The sequence below is a fragment of the Paracidovorax cattleyae genome (genome assembly GCF_900104515.1).
Lineage (GTDB): Bacteria > Pseudomonadota > Gammaproteobacteria > Burkholderiales > Burkholderiaceae_C > Paracidovorax > Paracidovorax cattleyae.
On record NZ_FNJL01000003.1, the window covers coordinates 221,179 to 246,073 of the forward strand.

General features: G+C 66.1%; 26 protein-coding genes and 2 pseudogenes. 7 read left to right on the forward strand and 21 right to left on the reverse strand.

Features of this window, described 5'->3' with window-relative positions:
* Positions 1 to 335 precede the first annotated feature (335 nt).
* Positions 336 to 677: pseudogene (locus BLR05_RS03760) on the reverse strand (transposase); the annotation flags it as partial.
* 53 nt (positions 678 to 730) lie between these two features.
* Here BLR05_RS03760 and BLR05_RS25685 point away from each other — a divergent pair.
* From BLR05_RS25685 to BLR05_RS26990, 5 genes and pseudogenes are all read left to right on the forward strand, one after another.
* Entirely contained in the window at positions 731 to 889 is a 159-nt protein-coding gene (locus BLR05_RS25685) for a hypothetical protein (RefSeq protein WP_167361179.1), read from the forward strand.
* A 288-nt stretch (positions 890 to 1,177) separates the two neighbouring features.
* Positions 1,178 to 2,071 (forward strand): annotated as a pseudogene (locus BLR05_RS03765) (IS481 family transposase); the annotation flags it as partial.
* 74 nt (positions 2,072 to 2,145) lie between these two features.
* Complete coding sequence (locus BLR05_RS03770; protein ID WP_196289350.1) at positions 2,146 to 2,787, forward strand: argonaute/piwi family protein; 642 nt, start codon at positions 2,146 to 2,148, stop codon at positions 2,785 to 2,787.
* 160 nt (positions 2,788 to 2,947) lie between these two features.
* Entirely contained in the window at positions 2,948 to 3,787 is an 840-nt protein-coding gene (locus BLR05_RS03775) for a hypothetical protein (protein WP_244160037.1), read from the forward strand.
* Between the two features lie 90 nt (positions 3,788 to 3,877).
* Positions 3,878 to 4,156: a hypothetical protein gene (locus BLR05_RS26990; protein ID WP_244160038.1), complete on the forward strand. Its 279-nt coding sequence runs from the start codon at positions 3,878 to 3,880 to the stop codon at positions 4,154 to 4,156.
* 144 nt (positions 4,157 to 4,300) lie between these two features.
* Here the strand turns inward: BLR05_RS26990 and BLR05_RS03780 are convergent, their stop codons facing one another.
* The 16 genes from BLR05_RS03780 to BLR05_RS03850 all read right to left on the reverse strand — a co-directional run bounded on the left by BLR05_RS03780 (position 4,301) and on the right by BLR05_RS03850 (position 18,993).
* The gene (locus BLR05_RS03780; protein ID WP_167361187.1) at positions 4,301 to 4,924 is read right to left on the reverse strand and encodes an RES family NAD+ phosphorylase; all 624 of its coding nucleotides are present in this window, start codon (positions 4,922 to 4,924) and stop codon (positions 4,301 to 4,303) included.
* Entirely contained in the window at positions 4,921 to 5,898 is a 978-nt protein-coding gene (locus BLR05_RS26460; RefSeq protein WP_167361188.1) for a hypothetical protein, read from the reverse strand. Before BLR05_RS26460 ends, BLR05_RS03780 begins: the two co-directional genes overlap by 4 nt.
* 133 nt (positions 5,899 to 6,031) lie before the next feature.
* Positions 6,032 to 6,895 (reverse strand): NAD(P)/FAD-dependent oxidoreductase, encoded by an 864-nt coding sequence (locus BLR05_RS03785; protein ID WP_092832436.1) that lies wholly within the window; start codon positions 6,893 to 6,895, stop codon positions 6,032 to 6,034.
* A 157-nt stretch (positions 6,896 to 7,052) separates the two neighbouring features.
* Positions 7,053 to 7,715 (reverse strand): amino acid ABC transporter permease, encoded by a 663-nt coding sequence (locus tag BLR05_RS03790; protein ID WP_092832437.1) that lies wholly within the window; start codon positions 7,713 to 7,715, stop codon positions 7,053 to 7,055.
* Positions 7,712 to 8,374 carry an amino acid ABC transporter permease gene (locus BLR05_RS03795; protein WP_092832438.1) on the reverse strand — a complete coding sequence of 221 codons (663 nt, stop codon included), beginning with the start codon at positions 8,372 to 8,374 and terminating at the stop codon, positions 7,712 to 7,714. Before BLR05_RS03795 ends, BLR05_RS03790 begins: the two co-directional genes overlap by 4 nt.
* A gap of 58 nt (positions 8,375 to 8,432) precedes the next feature.
* Positions 8,433 to 9,305, reverse strand: a complete 873-nt coding sequence (locus BLR05_RS03800; protein WP_092832439.1) for a transporter substrate-binding domain-containing protein — start codon at positions 9,303 to 9,305, stop codon at positions 8,433 to 8,435.
* A gap of 45 nt (positions 9,306 to 9,350) precedes the next feature.
* On the reverse strand, positions 9,351 to 10,142 hold the full coding sequence (locus BLR05_RS03805; protein ID WP_279615999.1) for an amino acid ABC transporter ATP-binding protein: 792 nt from the start codon (positions 10,140 to 10,142) through the stop codon (positions 9,351 to 9,353).
* An 8-nt stretch (positions 10,143 to 10,150) separates the two neighbouring features.
* Entirely contained in the window at positions 10,151 to 10,927 is a 777-nt protein-coding gene (locus BLR05_RS03810) for an amino acid ABC transporter ATP-binding protein (protein ID WP_092832495.1), read from the reverse strand.
* Between the two features lie 45 nt (positions 10,928 to 10,972).
* The gene (locus BLR05_RS03815; RefSeq protein ID WP_092832440.1) at positions 10,973 to 11,614 is read right to left on the reverse strand and encodes an amino acid ABC transporter permease; all 642 of its coding nucleotides are present in this window, start codon (positions 11,612 to 11,614) and stop codon (positions 10,973 to 10,975) included.
* 6 nt (positions 11,615 to 11,620) lie between these two features.
* Positions 11,621 to 12,274 carry an amino acid ABC transporter permease gene (locus BLR05_RS03820; RefSeq protein ID WP_092832442.1) on the reverse strand — a complete coding sequence of 218 codons (654 nt, stop codon included), beginning with the start codon at positions 12,272 to 12,274 and terminating at the stop codon, positions 11,621 to 11,623.
* Between the two features lie 28 nt (positions 12,275 to 12,302).
* Complete coding sequence (locus BLR05_RS03825; RefSeq protein WP_092832443.1) at positions 12,303 to 13,136, reverse strand: transporter substrate-binding domain-containing protein; 834 nt, start codon at positions 13,134 to 13,136, stop codon at positions 12,303 to 12,305.
* A 61-nt stretch (positions 13,137 to 13,197) separates the two neighbouring features.
* Positions 13,198 to 14,193 (reverse strand): glutamate cyclase domain-containing protein, encoded by a 996-nt coding sequence (locus tag BLR05_RS03830; RefSeq protein WP_244160039.1) that lies wholly within the window; start codon positions 14,191 to 14,193, stop codon positions 13,198 to 13,200.
* The gene (locus BLR05_RS03835; protein ID WP_092832445.1) at positions 14,190 to 15,473 is read right to left on the reverse strand and encodes a PLP-dependent aminotransferase family protein; all 1,284 of its coding nucleotides are present in this window, start codon (positions 15,471 to 15,473) and stop codon (positions 14,190 to 14,192) included. The genes BLR05_RS03830 and BLR05_RS03835 overlap by 4 nt, the downstream gene beginning before the upstream one ends.
* Before the next feature lie 12 nt (positions 15,474 to 15,485).
* Positions 15,486 to 16,565 carry a glutamate cyclase domain-containing protein gene (locus tag BLR05_RS03840; protein ID WP_143015856.1) on the reverse strand — a complete coding sequence of 360 codons (1,080 nt, stop codon included), beginning with the start codon at positions 16,563 to 16,565 and terminating at the stop codon, positions 15,486 to 15,488.
* A 12-nt stretch (positions 16,566 to 16,577) separates the two neighbouring features.
* Positions 16,578 to 18,074 (reverse strand): aldehyde dehydrogenase family protein, encoded by a 1,497-nt coding sequence (locus BLR05_RS03845; protein ID WP_092832448.1) that lies wholly within the window; start codon positions 18,072 to 18,074, stop codon positions 16,578 to 16,580.
* A gap of 31 nt (positions 18,075 to 18,105) precedes the next feature.
* On the reverse strand, positions 18,106 to 18,993 hold the full coding sequence (locus BLR05_RS03850; RefSeq protein ID WP_092832449.1) for an NAD(P)-dependent oxidoreductase: 888 nt from the start codon (positions 18,991 to 18,993) through the stop codon (positions 18,106 to 18,108).
* Between the two features lie 249 nt (positions 18,994 to 19,242).
* On the opposite strand from BLR05_RS03850, the gene BLR05_RS03855 reads away from it, so the two are divergent.
* Positions 19,243 to 20,199, forward strand: coding sequence for a LysR family transcriptional regulator (locus BLR05_RS03855; protein WP_092832450.1), 957 nt, complete (start codon positions 19,243 to 19,245; stop codon positions 20,197 to 20,199).
* A gap of 302 nt (positions 20,200 to 20,501) precedes the next feature.
* On the opposite strand, the gene rng is transcribed toward BLR05_RS03855, so the two are convergent.
* Complete coding sequence (rng, locus tag BLR05_RS03860) at positions 20,502 to 21,989, reverse strand: ribonuclease G (protein WP_092832452.1); 1,488 nt, start codon at positions 21,987 to 21,989, stop codon at positions 20,502 to 20,504.
* Between the two features lie 132 nt (positions 21,990 to 22,121).
* Positions 22,122 to 22,868 carry a Maf family protein gene (locus tag BLR05_RS03865; protein WP_092832453.1) on the reverse strand — a complete coding sequence of 249 codons (747 nt, stop codon included), beginning with the start codon at positions 22,866 to 22,868 and terminating at the stop codon, positions 22,122 to 22,124.
* Positions 22,869 to 22,915: 47 nt separating this feature from the next.
* Between BLR05_RS03865 and BLR05_RS03870 the strand changes: the two genes are divergently transcribed.
* Positions 22,916 to 23,548: a GNAT family N-acetyltransferase gene (locus tag BLR05_RS03870; protein WP_230681230.1), complete on the forward strand. Its 633-nt coding sequence runs from the start codon at positions 22,916 to 22,918 to the stop codon at positions 23,546 to 23,548.
* On the opposite strand, the gene rlmH is transcribed toward BLR05_RS03870, so the two are convergent.
* Both rlmH and rsfS read right to left on the reverse strand, forming a co-directional pair.
* Positions 23,454 to 23,921: a 23S rRNA (pseudouridine(1915)-N(3))-methyltransferase RlmH gene (gene rlmH / locus BLR05_RS03875; RefSeq protein ID WP_092832455.1), complete on the reverse strand. Its 468-nt coding sequence runs from the start codon at positions 23,919 to 23,921 to the stop codon at positions 23,454 to 23,456. The two genes, BLR05_RS03870 and rlmH, sit on opposite strands and share 95 nt — an antisense overlap.
* Positions 23,922 to 24,001: 80 nt before the next feature.
* A complete protein-coding gene (gene rsfS, locus BLR05_RS03880) occupies positions 24,002 to 24,811 on the reverse strand; it encodes a ribosome silencing factor (protein ID WP_092832456.1) in 810 nt (269 codons plus the stop codon).
* Positions 24,812 to 24,895 lie beyond the last annotated feature (84 nt).

The window sequence follows — 24,895 nt, forward strand, 5'->3', positions numbered from 1 at the left end:
TTCAGCCAGAGTTCGACAGGAGAAAAGATAGTTATGCATCGCTGCATAAATAATGCGGTGCGGCAATGCAGCCTTTTGCGGGATTGGCGCACGCATGGTCTGGCAACGCGGGCATCGGGCCCGATCGGCGGCCCATGACCCCTCAGGTTGCGCCACCTGTGCCCGCAGAGGGCTTGGTCCGGGGCGCTGCGCGCCGCCCGAACCAGCGACGGCGGCCTGCATGCCGCGCTCGGCGAGATTCCGACACGGCGGCAGAGGTGCGGTTACAGGCGACGTCTCGGGCGCCTTGGCACCTTCAGCGCCGAAGACCGATTTCCAGGAAGGACTGCTTCCAGGTCGGCCTGGTTCGTGTTCATGGGTTCGAGAAGACGGAATGAACGTCTTGTCGCTCCTGGCGGCGAACCAGGCCGTAGCCTTTGCCAGGATGTCGCGCTCCATCTGCACTTGCCGCAACTGTCGGCGCAGCCTTGCCAGTTCCTCGCGTTCGCTGCCTGTGAGCGCGCCCGCCGCCGCCTGGCCCCGCGACGCTTGACCGCCAGCGGCACCGACCCAGTTGGCGATGGTTTGCGCGGTCACCCGAACTCGCGCGCCAGCTCTGCTGGCGTCCTGCCCGATCGCACCAGCTCCACCATCTGCTCTCGGAACTCCGCCGGATACGGCGGCCTTGTCCTGCCCATTTCAAACTCCTTGCTCTACAGCGCAAGGTGTCCATCAAACCGGGGCAACTTCAGTGGTCGATCTCTGGCTGAGCGGCGATATCGAATGGCAACTCGATCCGCCGGTACAAGCCAAAAAGGTCTATGTGGGCAGGGATGTCATCTTCAAAGACATTCCACCGGAATGCACAGGGGCCGCCCAGACTCCCGGTTGCCCCAACACCAAGCCCTGACCCTCACAACAGCACGATGTCGTATCGTTCTGCTTGTAAAATTTCTATCCTATAAATCAATAACTTAGCTGCACTTCTTTTTTCGTGAATTGCCTACCCACCCAGCTAGTCACCCATCCTCGATGAGACGCTATGGACCTGCAAGGTGCACGTCAGCAACTAGCTGCATCTCGATTCTCGTCCAAGTTTTGGTGGCGTCTAGCTGTGATGTCTCAATAGGTTGTTCATCCAGGCCCGAGCTGGGAAGCTGTGGTTACCAGGCCCCAGCAACTCAGGACAGGACACCGGATGAACAGCCATAAGCATGCGCGATTGACCCGCGCAGGTCGAGCCCTCTTGGTCGATAGAGTGCTCGAACAGAACTGGACCATGAAGCAGGCAAGCCTTGCCGCAGGCGTTAGCCTGCGCACCGGCTACAAGTGGCTGGCCCGCTTCCGAGCCGAAGGCCCTACGGGCTTGCTTGACCGCACGTCCCGCCCGCACCGCAGTCCCCTGGCCTGCGCACCCGAGCAACTCCAGCACTTCGAGCAGCAGCGCCGCTTGCGCCTGCCCCTGTGGCGTATCGCCCGCCAGGCAGGGCGCAGCCTGGCGACCGTGGCGCGGTACATGGGGCGTCTCGGCCTGAGCCGGCTTGTCTCGCTGGAGCCACCGCAACCGGTACTGCGCTATGAGCGCGCCAGCCCGGGTGAGCTGCTGCACATCGACACCAAGCGGCTCGGCCGCATTCAGGGCGTGGGCCACCGCATCACCGGCGACCGCACAAAGAACCGCAATCGCGGCATCGGCTGGGACGCGGTGCACCTGGCCATCGACGACCACTCCCGCGTGTCCTTCGGCAAGGTCTTGCACGACGAGACCGCTCTGAGCTGCGTGCAGTTCCTGCGGGATGCCGTGGACTACTACGCCAGCATTGGCGTGCACATCGAACGCGTCATGACCGACAACGGCGCTGGCTACAAAAACGCCTTCCGTGCAGCCTGTCAGGAGCTCGGCATCCGCCACATCCGCACGCGACCCTATACGCCCAAGACCAGCGGCAAGGCCGAGCGCTTCGTACAGACCAGCCTGCGAGAGTGGGCCTATGCCAGACCGTACGAAAGCTCAGCCCAACGCACAGCGGCTTTGCAGCCCTTCATTGACGCCTACAACTGGTGCCGACCACACTCCGCCCTCGTCGGCCATCACCTCACCGCACCCATGCGTTCTTTGCTGGGACATACCCGCCTCACTCCACCAATCCGGGCCCGAAGACCTGGTTGGTCACCGCCGCGGGCGTTGTCGTCGCCCCGCTGCGATCCTTCGTGAGCGTGGACGTCGCCCCGGACAGCGAGAAAACCCCGTGCTGGGCAAGCAGTCCGTCGTACGCAAGCACGCGCATCCGCCTGGAGCAGGCCGATGAGCGCTGGTGGGCCACCGCGTTCACCGAGAGCGAGCTCAAGGGCGTGCAGGACGCGACGCAATCGATCCCGGAAGTCGAGTGCATCGAAATCGGCTCGAGCTCGGCGTGGCGGGGGATCTGGATGGTCGAGGCGCCAGGCAAGCAACCCAGTATCCAGCCAGCGCGCTTCCCCGTCCCACGCGGCACCTTGGTCATGACATCGGGCAGCGCGGCCCTCCTCTGGCTCGCAGGCAACGCACCGTCGGCTGTCGGTGGCAGGGACTACTTCCAGGGCGGCAAGAGCATTCCCAAGCCGATCGTTCTCCGCCGTCACATGGGACGGGGCCCCTTCGAGCTCTTGGCGTCCGAAGCCATGGCGCTCGCCAAGATGGACTGGAACAACGATGCGCTGTACGACCCGTTGCCAGTGACGATCATGTACTCGCAACGGCTTTCGCGCACCATTTCGAACGTGCCCAGCCTGCCCGCGCACAGCTACCCGTATCGGCTGTTCATTTAGGTAACTACAATCTTGCGCAAGGCGCCCGCCGTACTTGCACGCGAGTAGAACCAGGCTCCAATCATTCATCGTCATGAATTTTCCCTTCCGGGCCTCGTCGTCGGGGACTTAAACGCGTGCGTCCGCCCCGACTCGGCGAGGCACACCGAAAGGAAGACGCATGACCTTGAAAGCACTGGCGCATTCCGCGCACCAATCCCTGCAAGAAACAGCGGGCCACAACGCCCGCCACAGCCACGTCTACGAACTGCTGGCCGCAGCGTTCGGCTACAGGAGTTGGGCCTCGCTGCGCGCAGACGCACTACTGGCAGACCAGGATGTCGGTCAGGGCCCCGAAGCCACCGCAGTCCCGCAGATCGCCGGACGTGCGCTGCAATTGCAGTACGGACAAACCGAGGCGCTGGCCATGGCGGACGCCTTGGGCCAGTTCATCGCCGACTGGCGGCTTGGCCTGGTTCGCTGGGCCGCTCTGGCACCGCTGCTGCCCATGTCCCCGAGTTCCGCGGACCGTGGCGGTGATGCAGGGGACGAAGAGCACGACGAGGGCTCGGATGACTGGGACGATGCACCCCGCCCCTCGTCCCGTGGCGCGGTGCACCCGCCGCGCGAGCACTACCTGGCCTCCGGCCTGCTGCTGGACAGTCTGGAGCACGCTGCGACGACGGACCCGCGCGCGCACCTGATGCTGGCGGCTCTGCACCGCTGCAGCAAACCCAACCCCTATCTCTACGAAGAATCGCTCATGGGCCGACAGCTCAGCGCCAGCGAGCGCGGGTGGGTGGAGGACTACCTGAGGCTCGCGCCCCGGCACCAGCGCTACGAAATGCACCTCAAGGCCGCCGCCGAGGCCGGCGTGCGGGCGGCCGCGCTGGAATACGGAACGGTGTTCGAGCGGCCCGAGTTTATCGCTTTGGCGGAGCGCCTGGACGGCGAGGTCGACCCCGAGCAGATGGCGCGCGTGGCCACGAGCCTCGAACTGCGTGCCCGTTGGCTGCGCTAGGCTGCCGAGGCGGGTTCTCGCAGGGCGTTGGAAGACCTGGCCGATCTGGGTGACCCTTGGGCGGAAGACCGAATGGCCCCCAGCGCTAGCATGCACTGGCTGCAAGCGACGGCAGAACGCGCCCTTGGCGAGGGCGATCCGGTGCGGGCCTGGGTCTGGCAGTACGTCGCGCTGGCACGCGGCGACGATCTGACCCACTCCACGCTGGCCGCCCGCCACGATGGCGGCTCGAACGACGGCGAGTTCTACGACAGCGACTTCGGCGGACCACTGTACGTGGACGGGAACGAAGGCTTGGTGCTTCCCGAGCTGGATAGCCTCCAGCATAAAGTGGCGAAGGCGACGGCCCGAGACATCCTGCGTCACTGATCGGACTGCAAACGGGCGTAATGGCTCCCCGCATGGCACTGGGCAACCGCCCTCCTCGTGCATAGCGTTGCCCGTTGCCGCGCCCGCTGATCGGCGAAGCCCCTTCCCGCGGGTGGGAGGCGGCAACGCGGATCGCCGCATTGATCAAATAGGCACGACCTTGAACCTGCGCATGACGGATTGCGCTTCGCGCGACGTCGCGGGATCGATGCTTCTGGGGTTCGCCACGGCCAGTCCGCGCGGAGCCACGGCACGATCGAACAGGGCGATGCAGAACTGGCCCGAGTTGAAGCGTGAGCGGTACCGAATCCCATCGACTGCCGGGTTCTTGTGCGCATGCAACAGTTGCGACCAGCGCCTGGTGCGCAGGTAGGAGTCGCCCATGATGTTCGACGCGCAATCGCCCAAGTCGATGAGGGGCTCATCGGCGAAATGCGCCAGCACCAGCGAACCCGTGGCCGTGACCTCGCACGCCCAGCGGTGGGTCATGCTGGTGAGCGGGATCTGGATGTCCGTGCCTGCGGTGCGGACCATGTTGGTCCGCACGATGGTCTCCATCCAGCAGGTCGGCAGGTCGTAGGCGAGATAGAGCACGCCGAACTGCTTGGCCGCCGCCAGCCGGGGCGGGCAGTCGTAGCGGTTCTTGCGGCCGATGCTCGCTGCGAGCGGGTTCTGTCCGGACCAGTAGACCCGGTGCAGCGTCGTGCGCGTGAGCCGTTCGGTGGCCAGATCGAAGCCGGGGTCGAGCACGGGTCGGGGCTGGCTCATGCCGCCCGGCCTTCCCGGGCCTCGGCCTTCAGTTCGTCTTCGACGACTGCGAGCAGGGAGGCGCCAGCGCCCAGCTCCAGTTCGGACACCAGTTCGTCCCGGGCGGCCCGCAGGGACGGCGTCAGGGTGGCACTGGACAGCAGGCACTCGAAGGGCCGCAGTCCGTTGAGATTCCCGTTGGGCGTCGACAGGAAATGGTAGAGCTGCCATTCGTCCATGCCCGGAACGCTCGCATACAGCGAGGCCGCGGCCGCACCGGCCACGCCGGGGTCCAGCGCCCAGGCGGGGATGCGGTGCTCGCCGTCGCCCGGCACCTTCAGCGCAAAAAGCTTCTGCTCCCGAATGCGCTTGCGCACTGCCGGCTCGCCGATGCCCAGCAGTTCGCTGGCCTGCGTGGTCGACTTGAACGGGCCGGACTTCAGCATGGCCACCTTGCTCCTGAGACCGCGCTCGAGCAGTTCCTGCCAGCCCTCCTCCACGGAGGTGGCGGACACCGATACCTTGTCGGCCAGGGTCTCGCCGACTTCGCGGATCAGCTCGTCCTCGGTCAGACCTCCCGCATGGCGCCCCTGGATCTCCTTGAAGGACGCCAGGGTTTTTTCGAGCAACGAACGAAGCAGGGACTCCCTGGCCCCTTCCTTGTGGGAAACGGCGTCGAGGTCGATCGCCAGGCCCTCGTCCGCCAGGGCACGGGCCGCATCGACCGCGCGCTCTCGCTTGCCGTGCAGGAGCACCACGTAGCGCACGGGAGCACCGCCGGCGGCCTGCAGTTCGTAGTACAGCAGCTCGTGCCCTTGGGTCGTCGCCCCGGAGCCGGACTTGGCGGTGCGTCCGGCGTTCGCCGCCCTCAGGGGTGCCACGTGCAGAATGCTGCCGCTGTGGGCATCCACGATGAGTGGCAGGAAGCCGGATTGCGGCGGTGCCGATGCCTGCGCGCTGCGCGGCCGCTTTGCCGGAGTGGATGTGCCTGCCATTCGATGTTCTTCCTTGAAGGTCGGGCGTCGAAGGCACCCGGTTCCGGTAGTTTCCCAGGTTACGTCAGTTACGTCAAACCACCCCTTCCGCTGCCCGGGCATCGGGCCGCCAGGATTCCGTTGGCGCGCGGGATCAGCCGCATTCGGCGAGCGCCGCGATGTCGCCGTCGGCCGTGTCGCTCTCCAGGGACTCGAACAGATCGGCCTGCCGCTCGAATGCGACCGTGAGCCGCTGGCGCAGCTCCGCGAGATCCTGCTCCCCGTGCAGCCGGTGGCGCTGGCACCACTGCGAGCGCCGCAGGATGCTGTCGATCAGGTGCGATTGCCCTTTGCCGGTCTGCAGCAGGCCATAGCGCAGGTAGGTGCGGTAACCCGCTGTCCAGTCGTCCTTGAATTCGTGGCGCCCATCGAGCATGCGGTCGGCCTCGAAGTCCAAGAACATCCCGCCGCATCCTCGTCCACCTCCGCCGTCGCCTCGACGTCGATCCAGTCGCAATGCGTGCTCTTTCACGCCTGGTGTGCCGAATTCGTTGCTCTGGCTGCCCACAGCAAACACCAGCGTGTCGTAACCGAACTTGCGGGCCGGGGTCACCTGCTCGCCGTCCAAGTCGACATAGGGTGCGACTGAGACCTCTCGCGCCTCCCGGTCCAGACCAATCATCTCGCCCATGCGGAATTTGAACCCATGGCTGCGAGCGTGTGCCAGGAAGCCGACCTCATGCCGACCGATGTCCATCGTGCCCGCCGCAATCTCGTGGAGCTTGGGCTTCCAAACGTGCGTACGAACCTTGTCGATGAGTGTGACGGAAAAGTCCCTGTGCTTCCCCATCTGCGTGGCCAGTTCCAGCCCAGCGGCACCGCCGCCGACGATAACCAGTCGGTGTGGCGTCGCAGCGTCTCGGGGCCCGGAATGACGAAGACTCAGACATACATGTGCTTCGCTTAGCTCAGTTGTAGCCAAGAACCGCGACGTGGTGAAGCGAGGCTTCTCGGTCATCTGCCGGCGTTTGCACCGCGCCGTAAACCGGAGAACACGTCGAGCCGTGAGTGCCCTTGGTGCCTTGGCCGGCAGTATTTGGCACCTTAGGCTGCGTGAGGAGTCGGCGTTGGACCTCAGCGCGCAGGGCTGGAGAGAAATGCGTGGTCATGGAAGTTCAACTACGGAGCTTTCGCTCCAGGTAGCTCGCAAGCAAGGTTAGGGGATAACAAATGAGGAAGAACAGGAGCAGGACGCCCATATAGATGGGTACCGCGTACGGTTCAGGGCTGACGTAGGCTAGGCGTTCAATCATCTGGCGAGCGGCTCCTAGCAGGTCGGCGACGCCGACGACCGATGTCAGCGCGCTGGCCTGAATGAGCACCGTCAGTTGCCCGATGTAGGGAGGCAAGAACCGTCGAATAGCCTGCGGCATCACCGCGAAGACGAGCGCCTGCAGCTTGCCAAGGCCCAATGCACGCGCTGCCTCTGTCTGACGTGCGGAGATGGACTTGAGCGCGCCCCGCGCGGTCTCAGCGATGTTGGCCCCACCCCAAACTGCCAGGCCGAGAACGGAAGCCGTGATGGGACCGGTAGTAACCCCGATATGCGGCAGCGCGAAGAACACGAATAGCAGCGTGATGAGCGACGGCACGCCTCGGAAGATGTCGATGTACAGGCGCACGCCAAGCTGCACCCAGCGTGAGGTGCTGGCCGACAGTCCGCCGATGAACAGACCGATGGCCGTGGCCAGCAGCGTCGTCAGCAAGGAGACCCACAGCGTGACAGAGAGCCCGTTGAGCATGTGCAGGGCAACGGGGACGACCCAGTCCTGGTTCATTTTGTGGCTCCCAGGCCAGGAACAGCCACGGCGCGCTCGAGACGGCGCGACACCACAGCGATGATGTTGGAGACCACCAGGTAGGCGAGTGCCGCGATGCCGAAGACCTCGAAGACCTTGAACGTGTCGGCCACCATCCGGTTGGCCACATAGGTCAGCTCCTGGTATCCCACGGCGATCATGAAGGACGAGGAGCGGAACTGCGTGATGGCCATCGTCGTCGCAGCCGGGATGGACGCCCGCGCGCCCAGCGGCAGCGTGACGTCCAGGAAGGCCCGGGGCGCGGACATGCCCAGGGCACGGGCGGCGATGACTTCGTTCGGATTGACCGCGCCGTAGCCCGCGCGGAAGATCTCGGTGTGGTAGGCCGCCCCCCACAAGCCGAGGGCCAGCCACGACGTGTCGAACGGCGACAGCTTGATGCCGAGGTCCGGCAGCGCGAAGTACAGCATCACGACCTGGACCAGCAAGGGCGTGCACCGGAACAGGTTGGCGTAGCAGGCGATGAGCGGGCTCAGCACCGGGATGCGCGCATGCCGGGCGGCACCCAGCAGCATCCCCAGCACCACGCCCATGGCGATGCCGATGACGCTCACCAGGAGCGTTCTGCCCAGCCCGCCCAGCAGGAGCCAGAGCTCGTTGACGAAGGTGTTTGACATCGGGGTTCTTCCGTGGGCTTGGAGCGCGCCTCGCGGCCGCTCCAGGCATGGGCAGCTCTTACTTCAGGCAGTCCAGCGCGCCGCTCTTGCTGTAGTCCATCTTGTTGTTCGGACCTGGGACGAGCTGGCGGTACTTCGCCACGAAGGTGGGGGCCTTCACCTCCTGCGCGAAGGCGTTGTAGAAGGCATCCTCCGAACGCATCTGCTCCAGCACGGCGTTGATCCAGTCGAGCATCGGCTTGTTGCCCTTCTTCACGCCCACGCCCTGCACCGCGGAGGCCGCCAGGGTGCCGACGACCTTGTAGTTCTTCTGCATCTGGGTGAAGTTGAAGCCGTACACGTCGATGTACGCGAACGCATCTCCGCGGCCCTGGGTCAGCATCGTCGCGCCTTCTGCCGCCGTCTGCACGGTGTTCAGCTGGGCCTGGGGGTAGCACTTCTGCAGCCAGGTCTGGTAGGTGCTGCCCGTCGGGGTGATGACGGTCTTGCCGGCCAGGTCGCTGTAGTCGGCCACCTTGGAGTCCTTGGGAACGATGAGCTGCAGGTTGCTGACCCAGATCGGGTTGGAGTAGTCCAGCTGTTCTGCGCGTGCTGGGGTGTAGGCCAGCGAGGCCAGCAGCAGGTCGATCTTGCCGGCCTGCAGGAACGGAATGCGGTTGCTGTCGTTCACGCACTGGGTGCGCAGGCCCTCGGCGGTACCGAACGCGAACTCGGCGATGCGCTTGACCAGCGTGTACTCGTAGCCGGCGGGCTTGCCATCGAAGCCCACATAGCCCGCCGGCGGGTAGGTGCAGTTGATGCCCACGGTCAGGTAGCCGGCGGACTTGAGTTCCGCCGGAAGCGGGACATCGACCTTGGCGGCCGCGGCCAGGGCAGACAGTGACGCGAGCCCGAGGGCGGCGACGAACGAAGCGGATGCAATGCGGTTCATGGTGAAGGCCTTTGCGGGGGGGAGAAACGGGGTGGACGCGAAGCCTCAGTGCTTCTTCATGCGCGAGAGAAACTGCCGGGTCCGCTCGTGCTGCGGGTTGTCGAGCACTTCGGAGGGCGGGCCTTGCTCGACGATGTTTCCGCCGGCCATCAGCACCACGCGGTCGCCCACGTCGCGCGCGAAGCCCATCTCATGCGTGACCACAAGCATGGTCATGCCGGACTTCGCGAGGTCCTTCATCACGGCGAGCACTTCGCCCACCAGCTCCGGGTCCAGCGCGGACGTGGCTTCGTCGAACAGGATCACGTGCGGCTGCATCATCAGCGCGCGCGCGATGGCCACGCGTTGCTGCTGGCCGCCGGAGAGCTGGTCGGGGTAGTGGCTGGCCTTGTCCGACAGGCCGACCTTGCGCAGGTACTCCCTGGCCCGCTCCTCGGCCTGGGCGACAGGCTCCTTCAGCACCCGTCGCGGCGCGAGCGTGAGGTTGCGCATGACGGTCAGGTGCGGGAACAGGTAGTAGTGCTGGAACACCATGCCGACGCGCTGGCGGATCTGGTTCTCGTTGAGCTTGCCACCCAGGAGGTCATCGCCCTCCAGCAGAATTTGGCCGGAGTCGATGCGTTGCAGCAGATTCGCGCAGCGCAGCAACGAGCTCTTGCCCCCGCCGCTCGGTCCGACGATGACGACGACCTCGCCACGCCTGACGGCGAGGTCGACGCCCTTCAGGACGACGTTGCTGCCATAGGCAAGGTGGATGTCGCGAAGTTCGAGGATGGGCCTTTCAGCCGTCCTGGGTTTACTGCTGCGGTTCATGGTGACGTCTTCAAAGAGCTTCATGCGACACCTCAGCCACTGTGGCTGTTGGCTTGGAACCGCTTCACGAAGGCCTGGAAGCGCTCGGTCTTGGGGTTGGCGAAGACATCTGCAGGAGGACCGTCTTCGATGATGGCGCCCTGGTAGAAGAACAGCAGGCGGTCGGCGACGTCGCGCGCGAACTGCATCTCGTGGGTCACGATGATCATGGTCATGCCCTCGTTGCTGAGGTCGCGCAAGGTCTTGAGAACCTCTTCGACCAGCTCCGGATCGAGCGCCGAGGTGACCTCGTCGAACAGCATGACCTTGGGACGCATGGCCAGCGCGCGTGCGATGGCTACGCGCTGCTGCTGGCCACCGGACAGCTGCGACGGGAAGTGGTTCGCGCGCTCCGCCAGCCCCACCTTCTTCAGCAGCGTCAGCGCGTGGGCACGGGCGTCGGCCTTCGATTCCCTGTTCACGAGGACCGGCCCCATCATCACGTTCTCGAGCGCGGTCTTGTGCGGGAACAGGTTGTAGTTCTGGAACACCATGCCGGCCTTGGTCCGCAGATGAGCGATGGAACCTTCGGTCTGGCGGCGCCGTCCGGAGCCGGCAGCCGCACCGTCGTATCCGACCGCATCGCCGTCCACCAGGATCTGGCCGGACTGGAACTCCTCAAGGAAGTTGATGCAGCGCAACAGCGTGGACTTGCCGGAGCCGCTGGGCCCGACGAGGACGACGACTTCGCCTTCCTTCACGTCGAAGGAGATGTCACGCAGGACCTGGTTGGCGCCGAAGCTCTTGGACACACCCTTGACTTGGATCATGGTGCGGCGCGGCGAGGTGGAATGGGCAAGGTTCATCGTCGGCCTTCAGGACGTTTGGAAGCGGCGCTGCAGGTAGCTGGCGCCGAGCGAAATGGGGTAGCAGATGCAGAAATAGATGAGCATCACGGCGAAGAAGATCTCGAAGGCCGCGAGCGTCCGCTCCACGACCTCGCGTGACGCATAAGTCAGCTCCCAGACGCCGACGATGGACGCGTAGGACGTGCTCTTCACCGCGATGGAGGCGGTCGTGACCAGCGGCGGCAGCGCCAGGCGCATGCCCAGCGGCAGTTGGACCTGCAGCAGGATCTGGTGCTTGCGCAGGCCGATGGCCATGCCCGCCTCGACGGTGGTCTTGGGTACTGCAGCAATCGAGCCTCGTACGATGTCCGCGACGAAGGCCGCGAAGTAGATGACCAGCGCGATGGTGGCCGCCACATAGTTGGGTGCGTCGATGCCCAGGCGCGGTAGGCCGAAGAACGCAATGAAGATCAGGACCAGCACCGGAACGCCGCGCACGATGTAGACGTACACGGCCAGCACCGCGCGGACCACCGGACCGCCGAGCGCGGCGAACACGCCGAGCAGCGTGCCCAGCAGGAAGCTGAACACCACGGTGGCGGCAGCGATCTCCAGGGTCACGACCGTGGCCCTGAGCAGATAGTTGAGGTTGAGGAATGCGACGTCCATGGCGGTTCAGCGACGCTTGCCTGCGGGCACCTCGAGCCAACGGAACAGGCCGCTGGCAAGGGTCGTCAGGACGAGATAGAAGATGGCGACGACGATGAACACCTCGTACGAGGCGGCCGTCCGTTCCATGATGAGCTTGCCGGTCAGGGTGAGGTCGACCACGCCGATGCCGGCGACCAGCGATGTGTCTTTGATGAGCACCACCACCTGGTTGCCGATGGCAGGCACAACCTTCAGTACGGCTTGCGGCAACACGACGCGGAAGAACACGCCCACGGGCTTGAAACCGATGGCGCGCCCCGCGTCCCATTGCGTCCTGGGCACGGCGCCCACGCCACCCCGGAACACTTCTGCCAGATAGGCCGTGTGCTGTACAGCGATGGCAATCGCACCGCAGTACAGGCCGTCGAGCCGGGAACCCAGCAGCGGTGCCCCGTAGTAGACAACCAGGATGAGCAGGAACGTGGGTACGTTCCTCAGGAACTCGATGACAGCGTACGCAGGCATCCAGACCAGTGCCTTGCTGGAGATGCGTGCAAGGACCAGGAGCATGCCCAGCACCAACGCGGCAGGCAGGCACATCGCAACGAGTGCCAGCGTGACCAGGAAGCCGTCCACGAACTCGGGCAGCCATCCTGCAACCGTGTTGAGCCAGTTCATTCCAATGTCCTCCGTGTCGCCGCTGCGATTACTTCGGGTTCACGTAGTACTTGGCGTTCAGCGCGTCTTTGCCGAACCACTTCTTGTAGCTGGCGGCATAGTCGTTGAACATCGAGCCGGAGCGCATCTCGTTGACGTAGGTGTCCAGCGCCAGCCACCACTTGAAATCGCCTTGCTTCATGTAGATGGCGTTGTTCGTGACGGCCGACATACGCTCGTCCAGGATACGAACGTCCTTATTCTGCGAGGCGTACCACAGAGCCACCGGCTCATCGAGCTGGGCGGCATCCACGCGGCCGCCCTTGACGGCAGTGAACTGCGCGCCGATGGAGTCCAGCGTCGTGGTCTTCGCCTTGCCGAAGAACTGCTTCGCACGGTCAGCTTGAATTGGCGTCGACAGGATGGCCGTGTTGACCTTGTCGTTGTTCAAGTCCGCGAAGGTCTTGAACTTCGAGTCCGACTTCACGATGACCACGATGGACGAGTCGATGTAGCCGCGGGTGAACGCGACCCGCGCGACCCGGTCGGGCAGGATGGTGGCCACGTGGATGCCGAAGTCGACCTTGCCGCTGTTGACGTTCTCCCAGCGCGCGGCCGAGCTCTGCTTCACGAACTCGATGTGCTTGGGGTCGTCGCTGCCGAACAGGCCCTTGGCGATGAGCTTGGCGACGTCGATGTCGAACCCGGAGAGCTCGCCCTTTTCGTTCACGAAGCCGAACGGTGGGGATTCGCTGCTGACGCCGACGATGACCTTGCCGCGGGCAAGCACTTCATCCAGCTTGGACTTTTCCTGCGCCATGGCGGCGTGCGACATGAACATGTTCGCGAGAAGCATGCTGGCGGCGGCAAGTAGTTTGCGCATGAGGAACCTCTTTTCGGTTGGGGATGGGGACTGGGAAATCGGGTGGGGTGCGTGCCTGTGCCTACTTCAGCGCAGGACGCACCACGGTGCGGAGCAGCTCGGCGAAGGCCACGTGGGTCTCCAGCGGCAGGCCGTCGACGTTGGCGTCAACGACGTTCTGCACGGAGTTGATGAGGCCGATATCGACACCACGGTTGAGCAGCTGGCGCTCCATCTCGGGGGTGTGGACCAAGCGGGCGTCGCCGCGGCGCGCCGCCATCGCGGCAACGATGGCGTTGCAACCCCAATTGCTGCAAGCTGCCGTCACGAGCGCGTCCGCGGTTGTGACCGCGGCGATGGTTTCGCCGAACTTCACGTGCTTCGCCACCGCATCGGTCACGGCACCCATCCCGATTTCGTTGCCGCCATCTCCGACGGCGACCGTGGGGATGCCTCGCTCCTGCGCCTCTTCGAAGAGCAGGTCGATGCGCGAGCGTCCCATGCCGTAGTCGATGGCACGCATGCTGTAGTACACGCCGTCCCGCGCACGGCCGACGCGCTCGGTCGAAAAGAACAGCGCAGGCTCGTAGCGGTCCAGCAGCTGGCTCGCCTCGGCCTTGGCCTCACCGTCCGATGTCGTGAACGGAAGCATCGAGGCAACGGCAAGGCTGCCGTCCTTCGCCGCAATTTGCGCCAGTTCGAAGGGCAGAACCGTGAGCCCCGCACTCGTCAGGATTTCCCGCATGCCCGGCAGCAGCGTCTCTTCGGCGATGAGAACGCAGTGCACCCGCTTGGCGATGGCGAGCGCGCGGATGACCACGGCCGCGCCCGCCGGGCCGTCGTTCTCGCCGATGTAGGGAGATATCCACGCGCGAGAGACCGAGCCCGTCGTGACGAACACCGTTGCGCCGTCCGGGACCGCCAGCAGCGCCTCGGCAGCGGCGCCAACCAGCGAGCAGCCCTGGCGGGCAAAAGCCGCTTCGAAGAGGTACTCGACGCCGCGACCACCCACATCCATGCTGACCAGCTTGTCGAGCCGCGCGTCGATGGCGGCGATGAGCTTGGGGTCCATGGTCATTTCGTGTCTCCCAGGACGAGCTTGGACAGTTCTTCCGGCAGGTGAACGATGCGCGCAACCGCGTCGAAGGACGCGACCATCGCCTCCACGACCTTGTCCATCCCGCCCAGGCGTTCGATGGCTCCGTGGGTCGGCTTGAGCCGGACGGAAACCCGTGCCCCCGGCTGACCATGGGTGTTGACGGTGAGGATGCCGTGGTCGCGCAGCAGCACGGCGCCCAGCGCGGAAGTAATCTCCGCTGACGTCACTCCAGCGCCTTCGGTGCTGCGGCCGGCGCGGCGAAAGACCTCCTTCATGGCCAGGTCCTCGTGAATCATCGGGCCGAGGTCGCTGACCCCCACAAGGTCCGCGCCCATGCGCTCGCGCAGCGCCCGGCCCAGCGCCTGGCCGCTTTCAGCTTCGTCGAGCAGGTCCTTCGGAGAGAAGCGCTGAATCGAGCGCAGTGCACTGGCGGCGATGGGCGCCCGCGCTTCCATGCCGAACTCGGACGCCTTCGCAGACACACGAGTCACCAGCGCGGGGCGACCGACCACCAGGCCGGACCGCGGGCCAGACAGGCCTGCTTTGTCGCAGTTGGTGATGGCCAGGTCGCCGCCGAGCTGCAAGCTCTTTACGCCGCCGCGCAAGACGGGTCGCATGCGGGCACCGTAGGCTTCATCCAGAAGGACCGTCGCACCCTGACGCTTGGCCAGGGCCGCCACGTCCATGGCAATGTGGTCTTCCAGGAACTCCAGGCTGCTGGTCACGGTGGTCACGACCACCAGCCCGGGCTTCACGTCTTCGACGTGCTTGGCCCAGTCCTTGTCGCCCTGGACCTCGAACAGGGTTACCCCCGCGATGGCGCATCCACGGACGACGGAGGCGTGCGAGCGGCCGGATGGCGGCACCACGGAGACGATGTCCTTGCCGCCTGCCAAGGCCGCAATCGTGGCGATGATGCCGGCGCTGGTACGGTTCACGACAGCAACGCTGTCATCGGGCAGTCCGCCCATGTGTTCCACCGCGACGCGGCGCAGCTCTTCGGCGAACAGGCCCGGGCCGACCCATTCTTCGCAGTGCGTGTTCAGGTCCTCGACCTTCAGCGGGAACTCGCGCTGGTTTCCAGTGAAGACACCGATGGACTCAGGGCCGAGGCGCCGGACCCGCTCAGCAGCGATGGTCTGGCCATTGCGCAGGCGGCGTGCCTCGTCGACGCTCGACTTGATGATTTGACCGCGCGCGAAGCCGACCACAGGGTCGAGCTCGTTGCCGAACGCGTCGGTTGATTTCTTTTCTTGCATGAGACTTCCTTGTCACGCAGCCTTGGCCGTCCGAATGGAGATGGACGCCACGGTCTTGAGGAGGGTGACGAATGCCAGGTGGCCGACGAAGTCGATGCCGTCCACCACCATCGTCTGCTTGGATGTCGCACCGTCGCGGGCACCAGCGGCCACGGTGACGGCGATGAGCTCGTGCTCGGTGTCTTTGTCGTGCAGCAGCTCCGCATCGTCCAGGAGGACGGCAAGAGCTGCCGCCACAGCGCAGGCTCCCCAGTTGGAAACCGCTGCACTCACCGTGACGTCGGTTGCCACCACGGTAACCACACCGGAGGCGTGGCCGGCCAAGGAGCGGCCGAGCAACGGAAGCACATCGCGGATGGCCTCGCGGACGGCGCCGAAGCCCACTTCGTTGCCGCCGTCGCCGATGCCGACGGTGAGAATCCCAGCCTCGGCTGCGTGGTAAGCGAGCAGATAGACATAGCCCACGGTCAACGGGTCCCGGCAGTCGCCTCGGACGCCGTGGAACTGCCCTTCCACGTTGGGACCGTCGCGCTCGACGAAGACCACAGCGCTGGGCTGGTACGTCTCGACCAGCTCACGCGAGCGCGTCTGCCCCGCGTTCAGCCCGATGGGAAAGGACTCGACGGTTACCGGCTCGAACCTGAAGCCGACCCGCTGTGAGGCCCACGTGGCGAGCTTGGCGTTGATGAGCTCGATGGCCGCTGCAACGGGCGGGAGGTGGGCGTCTTCGGTAATGAAGACCACCTTTGCCTTCAGCCCCTTCACCAGTGCCACGGCCAGCGCCGCTGCGCCGACCGGGCCGTCCGTCTCGCCAACAGGCAGGTTGGGCGCGACGCCCGCACCCGTGGCGATGAACACGGTGCTACCTGGCGCGACCTTCTCTTTCAGCGCGGCCGCGGCCGCCATGGAGAGAGGCCCGCCATGGTGGGAGCGACACACCTCGTACATCGGTACGACGATGCCGGGCGGCAGTCCGCCGCTCAGCGGCCGAATCTCCAGGGTCATCAGGCGGTCGATTCGGTTGCCCGACTCGACCTGTTCCGATGTCAGCGCCCTGGTCCAGGCCGCTGCCGATGTCATAGAGGTGGTCACGGTTGCTCCGCGTCAGATGCCGTAGGTCACGCTCTTGCGGCTGGTGTAGCTCTCGAGGGCACCCTCGATGGAGTACTCCGCACCGATGCCGCTCTGCTTGGCGCCGCCGTACGACATGCCGGGAATCTGGCCGCCCGCACGGTTGACCTGAATCCAGCCCGCGTCCAGCGCCTCGGTGGCGCGCATGGCCGCGTTGATGTCGTTCGTGAACACGTAGGCGGCCAGGCCGTAGTGCGTGTCGTTGGCCATGGCCAGGACCTGGGCCTCGTCCTTCCATGGAATCGCGACCAGCACCGGGCCAAAGACCTCTTCCTTGGCGATGCGCCAGGTGTTGTCCACGCCGCTGAAGATGACCGGGGTCGGGAAGTAGCCCTTGGCATCGGCGGTCGCGGGCGGCAGCTTGCCCGTCTCGACCTTGGCCCCGGCGTCGATGGCTTCCTTGATGAAGCAGCAGACCGCGGTGTAGCGCTCGGCGTTGATGACGGCGCCGATGTCGCTGGTCTCATCAAGCGCGTCGCCGACCTTCAGTGCGTTGACCTTGTCCACCAGACGCGGCATGACCTTGGCCCAGACCGACTCGTGGATGAACAGGCGCGAGCCTGCGGTGCACGACTGGCCTTGGCGGGCGAAGCGCATTGCCGCGATGATGTTGTTGACCGTGGTGTCGAGCTGCGTGTCGCCGGCGACGTCCGGGTAGACGATGCAGGGGCTCTTGCCGCCCAGTTCCAGCGTCAGATGGCCGATGCGGTCGGCGACGGCATGCGCGACCTTCTGGCCGACTTCGTGAGAGCCAGTGAACGACACCTTGGCCACGTCGGCGTGCTGGCTCAGCGGGGCGCCGGCGGCCAGGCCTTCACCGGTCACGACGTTGAAGACGCCAGGCGGGAAGATGTCGGCGGCCAGTTCGGCGATGCGGATGACGGCCAGCGGGGCGTCTTCGGCGGGCTTGAGCACCAAGGTGTTGCCCGTGCCCAGAGACATGCCAATCTTCACGGCGGCCAGGACCAGTGGCGAGTTCCACGGAATGATGGCGCCGACCACGCCGAAGGGCTCACGGGTGGTGTAGCTGAACAGGCCGGGACCCAGCGGCAGGGTCTCACCCTTCTGCTCGGCGATGACGCCGCCGTAGTAGCGCAGCACTTCCGCCGTGCTGGCGACCTCGGGGCGGCTCTGCGTGCGCAATGCGTTGCCGGTCTCGGCCGCGAGCAGCTTGGAGATTTCTTCGGCATGCGCCGTGATGCGGTTGCCGAACTCGATGAGCATGGCGCCGCGCTCACGCGCTGCGCGGCGACGCCACTTGGGAAATGCCGCCTTGGCCGCTGCGACCGCGGCGTTCACGTCGCGTGCATCTGCCGCGCCGACATTGGCGATGGTGTCCAGGCGGCAAGGGTTGATGACGGCCAGGGTCGCGCCGCCAATCGGCTTGGACCATTCGCCGTTGATGAAGTTGCCGGACAGGCCGGCGGTGGGCAGCTTGACGTCGCCGTAGGATTGGGTGGAATTGCTCACGTGTAGCTCGCTGAAGATGGAATGAACAGGCTCAGGCGGCTGCTTGCAGGCGCACGCCCAGCAGCTCTTCGTAGAGTTCGCAGATGCTGGTGGAGTCCTTGCCACCCAGGCCTTTGGCGCGCGCGGCGTTGTAGGTCTGCTTGACCAGCTGGCCCAGCGGCATCGGGTAGCTGGAGAACTCGTCCAGGCACAGACCGATGTCCTTGTGCATCAGGTCGATGGCGAAGAGGGCGGGACGCTCTTGCGTGAAGAGGGTCTTGTGGAACCAGTCGAGCATCTTGCTGCCCGCCATGCCGGCGGACAGGACGTCGCACAGCACTTCCAGATTGCCGCCAGCCTTGACGCTTGCCGCGAGGACTTCACCCAGAGCCACCGTGTTGATGGCCACGATGAGGTTGTGGCTCAGCTTGGTCAGCTGGCCAGAACCGATGGGGCCGCAATGGACGATGCGGCCGGCCAGGTGCTCGAGCACCGGCTTGACCTGCTCGAGGACGGCAGCTTCGCCGCCGACCATCAGCACGAGCTTGCCGTTGGTGGCGCCTGCCACACCGCCGCTGACGGGGGAGTCGAGGAAAGCCACGCCTTTGTCGGCGGCCGCCTTGGCCAGCTCCTTCGTGGTTTCCGGGTCGACTGTGCTGAAGTCAATCAGCACCGCGCCCTTGCCGGCCGAGCTCAGCACGCCATCCGGGCCGCTCACGGCGGCGCGCAGGATGCCCGGCGTCGGCAGGCTGAACATGACGGCGTCGGCACCTTCTGCTGCCGCCTTGGGGCTCTTCGCCGCTGCGGCCCCCTTCACGACCAACTCCTTGACTGCGGCCTCATTGGGGTCGAAGACGGAGACCTTGTGGCCTGCCGCGACCAGGCGCGCGGCCATCTGCGCGCCCATCTTGCCCACACCGATAAATGCAACGTTCTTCATAACTGTCTAGCGCTCCTGTTTGGATGGGCCGGACTTTATGGAGAGCAGTCGCGCAGGATAAGACCACTGCTGCTTACGTGGAGCGTTAGAATTTCTTTCGTTTCATGTCGCCATGAAACGGTGCAGGCTGCATGGCTCGGTAATTGCATGCAATCTCCCTTCGCTCATTTATCAGAGGGAAAACCCTGAGTTGCACCGCAACATGCATAAACGCCCGACCATGGGTCGCGTAAGGTTTTCTATCTCCTCATGCTGAACCTTTCTCGGCTCCATCTGCTCAGTGAACTCGCGGTGCTCGGCACCATCGCCAAGGTCGCGGAGGCCGTGAACCTCACGCGCCCGGCCGTTTCCCAGCAGTTGGCCATCCTTGAGCAAGAGACCGGGACCGTACTCTTCGAGCGGTCCGGAAGGGGCGTGCGCTTGACGATTGCCGGGGAGAACTTGGTCGCCAGGTCGGCCAAGGTCTTCGACCTGGTCAACGAAATCGAGTCCGACCTGGCTTCCGCGAAAGGGGCGGTTGCGGGTGAGGTGCGCATCTCGGCTTTCGGCTCGGTTGCCACGACCTTCATCCCCAAAGTGTTCCGCGAGCTTCTGCGAGAGCATCCGCAACTCGACCTGCGCTTCGAGGAGCTGGAACCCGGCGAAAGCCTGAAGGCTGCGGCCGCCAAGCAGGTCGACCTCGCGCTTGTCGACGACTCCATCAGCGCAGAGGCGCTGTCGAGCATGCTGTACTTCAGGCCGGTCTATGAGGACCACTTCGCCGTGGTCTTGCCCGCCGACCATCGGCTGGCCAACCAGCCCTCCGTCACCATTTCGGAGCTTTCAGCCGAGAACTGGGCCATCAACCGCAATGCGCAGACCTACAAGGCACAAATCGTCACGGCCTGCCATGAGGCTGGGTTCGCACCGCGGGTGGTCGCCAGCTGCCGGAACATGGCTGCGACCTTGGAGATGGTCCGAACCGGATACGTCATCACCGTGCTTCCGGCGCTGGCCTTGCGTGGTGCCGCAGTCGACCCCGCCTTCTCGGTCGTTCCCATCACGCCGCTCATGGTCCGGCGCATCTTTGTCGCGATGGTGCAGGGCACGTACCGGCGACCTGCCATTGCCGCGGTGCTGCGCGCGCTCGACGGCGTGGTTTCTAGGTTCGCTGAGGACCCTGACACACTGGTAGCGCCTGCCACTGCTCCGCGCAAAGCCGCCTAGCAGCCGGCCGCACCGCCTCGGTGCTGTTCAGACAAGCTTTGCACGCTTTGGGGGCGCTGGCGGCTGGCTGGCGATGGATTCGCGAAGCAAGCTGATGACAGCTTTGACGTTGGGGCGGCTTGACGTGCCCTTCGGTGTCGCCATGAGGATGTTCCGTGTCACGGGCGGGTCCAGTGGCGCGATGTGCAGCCCTGGAATGCGGCCGACTCCGCGACACCAAAAGACAGCTCACCTACCGAAAACCCCTGCCCCGACAACCACTTACGCGTGGCATATGGGACACGATGGGAAGCCCTGAAACCTCAAAGTAAAACGATGTCGTACTGCTCCTGCCCCAACCCACTCTCCGCCTGCAGCGATATCGGCTTGCCGATGAAATCCGACAACCCCGCCAGGTGCTGGCTTTCCTCGTCCAGGAACAGCTCCACCACCTTGGCGGAGGCGACCACCCGGAACTCGCGCGGGTTGAACTGGCGGGCCTCGCGCAGGATCTCGCGCAGGATGTCGTAGCACACGCTGCGGGCCGTCTTCACGCTGCCCTTGCCCTGGCAGTGGGCGCAGGGCTCGCAGAGCATGTGGGCCAGGGATTCACGGGTGCGCTTGCGCGTCATCTCGACGAGGCCGAGCTGGGAGAAACCGCCCGTCATGGTCTTGACGCGGTCGCGCGCGAGCTGCTTGCGGAATTCGGCGAGCACGGCGTGCTGGTGGTCTTCCCGCGCCATGTCGATGAAGTCCGCGATGATGATGCCGCCCAGGTTGCGCAGCCGCAGCTGGCGGGCGATGGCCTGGGCGGCTTCCAGGTTGGTCTTGAAGATGGTGTCGTCGAAGTTGCGCGCGCCCACGTAGCCGCCGGTGTTCACGTCGATGGTGGTGAGCGCCTCGGTCTGGTCCACGATGAGGTAGCCGCCGGATTTCAGGTCCACGCGCCGGCCCAGGGCGCGGGCGATCTCTTCATCGATGCCGTAGAGGTCGAAGATGGGCCGCTCGCCCTTGTACAGCTGCAGCTTGGGCACGGCGGCCGGAGTGAACTCGCGGCCGAAGGCCTGCAGCAGGGCGAACTGCTCGCGCGAGTCGATGCGGATGCTGGCGGTTTCCTCGCCCACGAGGTCGCGCAGCACGCGCTGCAGCAGGTTCAGGTCCTGGTGCAGCAGCGAGGCCGGCGGCTGGCGCAGGGCGGCCTCCTTGATGCGCGCCCAGGTCTTGCGCAGGTAGGCGATGTCCTCGGCCAGTTCCGCGTCGGACGAATCCTCGCCGTTGGTGCGCAGGATGAAGCCGCCTCCGCCACCCGTGGCCTTGTCGCCCACCAGGGCCTGCAGGCGGGCGCGCAGCGGGTCGCGCTCGGCGGACGGGATCTTCTGCGACACGCCCACGTGGTCGTCCTGCGGCAGGAAGACCAGCAGCCGCCCGGCGATGCTGACCTGGGTGGAGAGCCGCGCGCCCTTGGTGCCGATCGGGTCCTTGATGACCTGCACCATGAGCGCCTGCCCTTCGAACACCTGCTTCTCGATGGGCAACGGCGGTTCACCCTTGCGCGCGAACATCGGCGCCTCGCCGCCCTCCTGCCGGTGCCACACGTCGGCCACGTGCAGGAAGGCCGCGCGCTCCAGCCCGATGTCGATGAAGGCCGACTGCATGCCCGGCAGCACGCGCGAGACCTTGCCCAGGTAAACGTTGCCCACCAGCCCCTGCTCCAGCGTGCGCTCCACGTGCAGCTCCTGCACTGCGCCGTGCTCGACGACGGCGACGCGGGTTTCCTGGGGGGACCAATTGATGAGGATGTCTTGTTGCATGGCGGGCGGCGCGGGGTCGAGGGCGGGCGGGACGGGAGGAGGTGCTCGGGAACCGATGATGCCTCAACGGCCTCCCTGTGCGCCGGGAAAGGGTTCGCCCCCTGCCCCGCTTCTGCCCCGGCCGGCCTGCCCTCAGCCGGGCAGGCCGGCCTGGCGCAGCAGCTGCGCCGTCTCGAACAGCGGCAGGCCCATGATGCCGGTGTAGCTGCCGGCGATGCGCTCCACGTAGCGGGCCGCAGGGCCCTGGATGCCGTAGGCGCCGGCCTTGCCCAGCGGATCGCCGCTGGCGGCATAGGCCGCGATCTGCTCCGAGGTCATCGGCGCGAAGCGCACCCGCGACACCGACAGCGCCGCGTGGCGCGCGCCGCCCGGTACCTGCACGGCCACGGCGGTGAGCACGCGGTGGGTGCTGCCGGACAGGCGGGCGAGCATCTGCCGCGCATGCGCCTCGTCGTCGGGCTTGCCGAGGATGTCGTGGCCCAGGGCCACGGTGGTGTCGGAGCACAGGATGGGAGCAGGCTCCAGGCCGCGCCGCGCGTGCCGCGCCACGGCCGCATCCAGCTTGAGGCCGGTCACGCGCTGCACGTAGCGCGCGGGCGCCTCGCCGGGCCGGGGCGCCTCGATGGCCTCGGCGTCCTCCACGACGGCATCGCCATCGGCGTTGGGCAGCAGCAGCACGTGCCGCACGCCGATCTGGTCGAGCAGCTGGCGGCGCCGCGGGCTCTGGGAGGCCAGGTACACGAAGGGCAGCGCACAGTCCTGCGTGGCGGAGATGGTGGAGGTGGAGGTGGAGGTGGCGGAGGAAGGGGAAGGGGGGTTCGGTTTCACGGCGGCAGGATAGCGGATGCCGGGGCCGCTTCGCGCGCCGGTGCATGGCATCGGATGGCCGCGCGGGCGCGGTGCCGGCCGGCGCGAAGATGCCGGGCATGTCCGACGGTCTTCCCAGCTTCCATACCCAGCGCCTGCGCCTGCGCCCCATCGTCCTGGAGGACGCCCCTGCCCTGCTCGCGATGAGCGATGCCCGCGCGCCGGGCACCTGGATCGGCTATGCGCCGCTGGCCGACATGGAGGCCGCCGAGGTGTTCGCCGCGTGGATGGTGATGATCGGCCGCAAGCCGGTGCCCGACATCTGCTGGGCGATCGAGCGGCGCGATGCGCCGGGCCTGATCGGTCTCTGCCAGCTCAAGGGCTGGGACCCGGTGGAGCGGACTGCGCTGGTCGGCTACGAGATCGCCCGCACCCACCAGCGGCACGGTTTCATGCGCGAAGCGCTGGAGGCGTTGCTGCGCGGCTGCTTCCAGGGTTTCGGACTGCGGCATCTGGATGCGCACGTGCATGCGGACAATGCCGCTTCGCTGGCGCTGCTGCGGCATGCGGGCTTCGTGCTGCAGAGCGAACTGCCCGGCGGCGAAACCTGCGGCGGAACAACGCATGCGATGCAGGTCTGGCGCCGCTGCGCGGAGGCTATTCCCGGTGGTAGGGATGGCCGGCGTTCACGGACCACGCGCGGTAGAGCTGCTCGATCAGCAGCACCCGCACCATCGCATGCGGCAGCGTGAGGTCCGACAGGCGGATGCGCTCGTGCGCGGCCTGGCGGAAGGCCGGGTCGAGCCCGTCGGGGCCGCCGATGACCAGCGCCACGTCGTCGCCGCCCAGCTGCCAGTCCTTGAGGCGGGCGGCCAGGGCCTTGGTGGTGAGCGAGGTGCCGCGCTCGTCGAGCGCCACCACGCGCGTGCCGCGCGGTATCGCGGCCTCGATGCGCTCGCGCTCGGCGGCGTAGAGGGTTTCCAGCGTCTTGGAGCCGCGCGGCTCGGTCTTGACGGCCTTGAGCTCCACCTTCAGCTCGGGCGGGAACCGCTTGGCATAGTCGTCGTAGGCGGTCTGCGCCCAGTCGGGCACGCGCTGGCCCACGGCCACCATGAGGAGTTTCATCGGTCAGTGCTCCGCGGATGCTGCGTCGGTGCCCGGCTCACGCACCAGGCCTTCGGCGGCACACCCGCCTGACGGTTCACTCAGCCGGCCTTCTTGCGGGCCGGAGCTTTCCTGGCAGCGGCTGCGCGCGGTGCGGCGGGACGGGCCGAAGGCGCCTTCTTCGCAGCGGCGGACTTGGCTGCGGGCTTGCGGGCCACCGGCTTCACCACCACCGTCTTCACCTTCGGTGCGGCTGACTTGGCTGCGGGCGACTTGCCGGCAGCGGTCTTGGTAGCCGCCTTCGCGGGAGCCTTGGCCGGGGTTTTGGCCGCAGCGGCCTTCACCGGCGCGGCCTTGCCGGCGGATTTTTTCGCGGGAACGGGTGCGGCCGCCGCAGCGGCGGCAGCCTTGCTGCGGCCCGGCTTGCGTGCCGGCAACTCCGCTTCGGCCGCCGCAGCCTTCCTGCGCGGCGCGGCCTTCTTCTTCACGGGTGCGGCATCGCCGGATTCGGCGGCCTTCACGGGCTTGGCGGCGCCGAGCTTCAGGCGCACCGGCATCTCGCCCCAGACCTCTTCCAGGCGGTAGTACTGGCGGATGGCCGGCTGCATGATGTGGGCCACGGCGGCGCCGCAGTCCACGATGATCCATTCGCCGTTGTCCTCGCCCTCGGTGCGCGGCTTGGGGAAGCCCGCCTCGCGCACGGCGTCGCGCACGCTGGCGGCCAGGGCCTTGGTCTGCCGGTTGGACGTGCCCGACGCCACGATGACCCGCTCGAAGAGCGGCGACAGCTTCTCGGTGTTGAACACCTGGATGTCTTGCGCCTTGACGTCCTCCAGGCCATCGACGATGGCGCGCTGGAGCTTGGAAACGTCTTTCTTGGCGGCGGATTCCGAACGGGTGGAAGTGGTCATCAGGGACGGGAGATGTTGGGGGTGAGAGGCAATATAGCGCGCAACCGGCGCAGGAGCCAATGGAGCGCTGCGGGCACGGAATGC

Excerpts from the sequence above, each read along its gene's own strand:
- BLR05_RS03775 (WP_244160037.1), top strand. The coding sequence starts at position 2,948 with ATGACCTTGAAAGCACTGGCGCATTCCGCGCACCAATCCCTGCAAGAA.
- BLR05_RS26990 (WP_244160038.1), top strand. The coding sequence starts at position 3,878 with ATGCACTGGCTGCAAGCGACGGCAGAACGCGCCCTTGGCGAGGGCGAT.
- BLR05_RS03780 (WP_167361187.1), bottom strand. The coding sequence starts at position 4,924 with ATGAGCCAGCCCCGACCCGTGCTCGACCCCGGCTTCGATCTGGCCACC.
- BLR05_RS26460 (WP_167361188.1), bottom strand. The coding sequence starts at position 5,898 with ATGGCAGGCACATCCACTCCGGCAAAGCGGCCGCGCAGCGCGCAGGCA.
- BLR05_RS03785 (WP_092832436.1), bottom strand. The coding sequence starts at position 6,895 with ATGACCGAGAAGCCTCGCTTCACCACGTCGCGGTTCTTGGCTACAACT.
- BLR05_RS03790 (WP_092832437.1), bottom strand. The coding sequence starts at position 7,715 with ATGAACCAGGACTGGGTCGTCCCCGTTGCCCTGCACATGCTCAACGGG.
- BLR05_RS03795 (WP_092832438.1), bottom strand. The coding sequence starts at position 8,374 with ATGTCAAACACCTTCGTCAACGAGCTCTGGCTCCTGCTGGGCGGGCTG.
- BLR05_RS03800 (WP_092832439.1), bottom strand. The coding sequence starts at position 9,305 with ATGAACCGCATTGCATCCGCTTCGTTCGTCGCCGCCCTCGGGCTCGCG.
- BLR05_RS03805 (WP_279615999.1), bottom strand. The coding sequence starts at position 10,142 with ATGAAGCTCTTTGAAGACGTCACCATGAACCGCAGCAGTAAACCCAGG.
- BLR05_RS03810 (WP_092832495.1), bottom strand. The coding sequence starts at position 10,927 with ATGATCCAAGTCAAGGGTGTGTCCAAGAGCTTCGGCGCCAACCAGGTC.
- BLR05_RS03815 (WP_092832440.1), bottom strand. The coding sequence starts at position 11,614 with ATGGACGTCGCATTCCTCAACCTCAACTATCTGCTCAGGGCCACGGTC.
- BLR05_RS03820 (WP_092832442.1), bottom strand. The coding sequence starts at position 12,274 with ATGAACTGGCTCAACACGGTTGCAGGATGGCTGCCCGAGTTCGTGGAC.
- BLR05_RS03825 (WP_092832443.1), bottom strand. The coding sequence starts at position 13,136 with ATGCGCAAACTACTTGCCGCCGCCAGCATGCTTCTCGCGAACATGTTC.
- BLR05_RS03830 (WP_244160039.1), bottom strand. The coding sequence starts at position 14,193 with ATGACCATGGACCCCAAGCTCATCGCCGCCATCGACGCGCGGCTCGAC.
- BLR05_RS03835 (WP_092832445.1), bottom strand. The coding sequence starts at position 15,473 with ATGCAAGAAAAGAAATCAACCGACGCGTTCGGCAACGAGCTCGACCCT.
- BLR05_RS03850 (WP_092832449.1), bottom strand. The coding sequence starts at position 18,993 with ATGAAGAACGTTGCATTTATCGGTGTGGGCAAGATGGGCGCGCAGATG.
- BLR05_RS03855 (WP_092832450.1), top strand. The coding sequence starts at position 19,243 with ATGCTGAACCTTTCTCGGCTCCATCTGCTCAGTGAACTCGCGGTGCTC.
- rng (WP_092832452.1), bottom strand. The coding sequence starts at position 21,989 with ATGCAACAAGACATCCTCATCAATTGGTCCCCCCAGGAAACCCGCGTC.
- BLR05_RS03865 (WP_092832453.1), bottom strand. The coding sequence starts at position 22,868 with ATGCCATGCACCGGCGCGCGAAGCGGCCCCGGCATCCGCTATCCTGCC.
- BLR05_RS03870 (WP_230681230.1), top strand. The coding sequence starts at position 22,916 with ATGTCCGACGGTCTTCCCAGCTTCCATACCCAGCGCCTGCGCCTGCGC.
- rlmH (WP_092832455.1), bottom strand. The coding sequence starts at position 23,921 with ATGAAACTCCTCATGGTGGCCGTGGGCCAGCGCGTGCCCGACTGGGCG.
- rsfS (WP_092832456.1), bottom strand. The coding sequence starts at position 24,811 with ATGACCACTTCCACCCGTTCGGAATCCGCCGCCAAGAAAGACGTTTCC.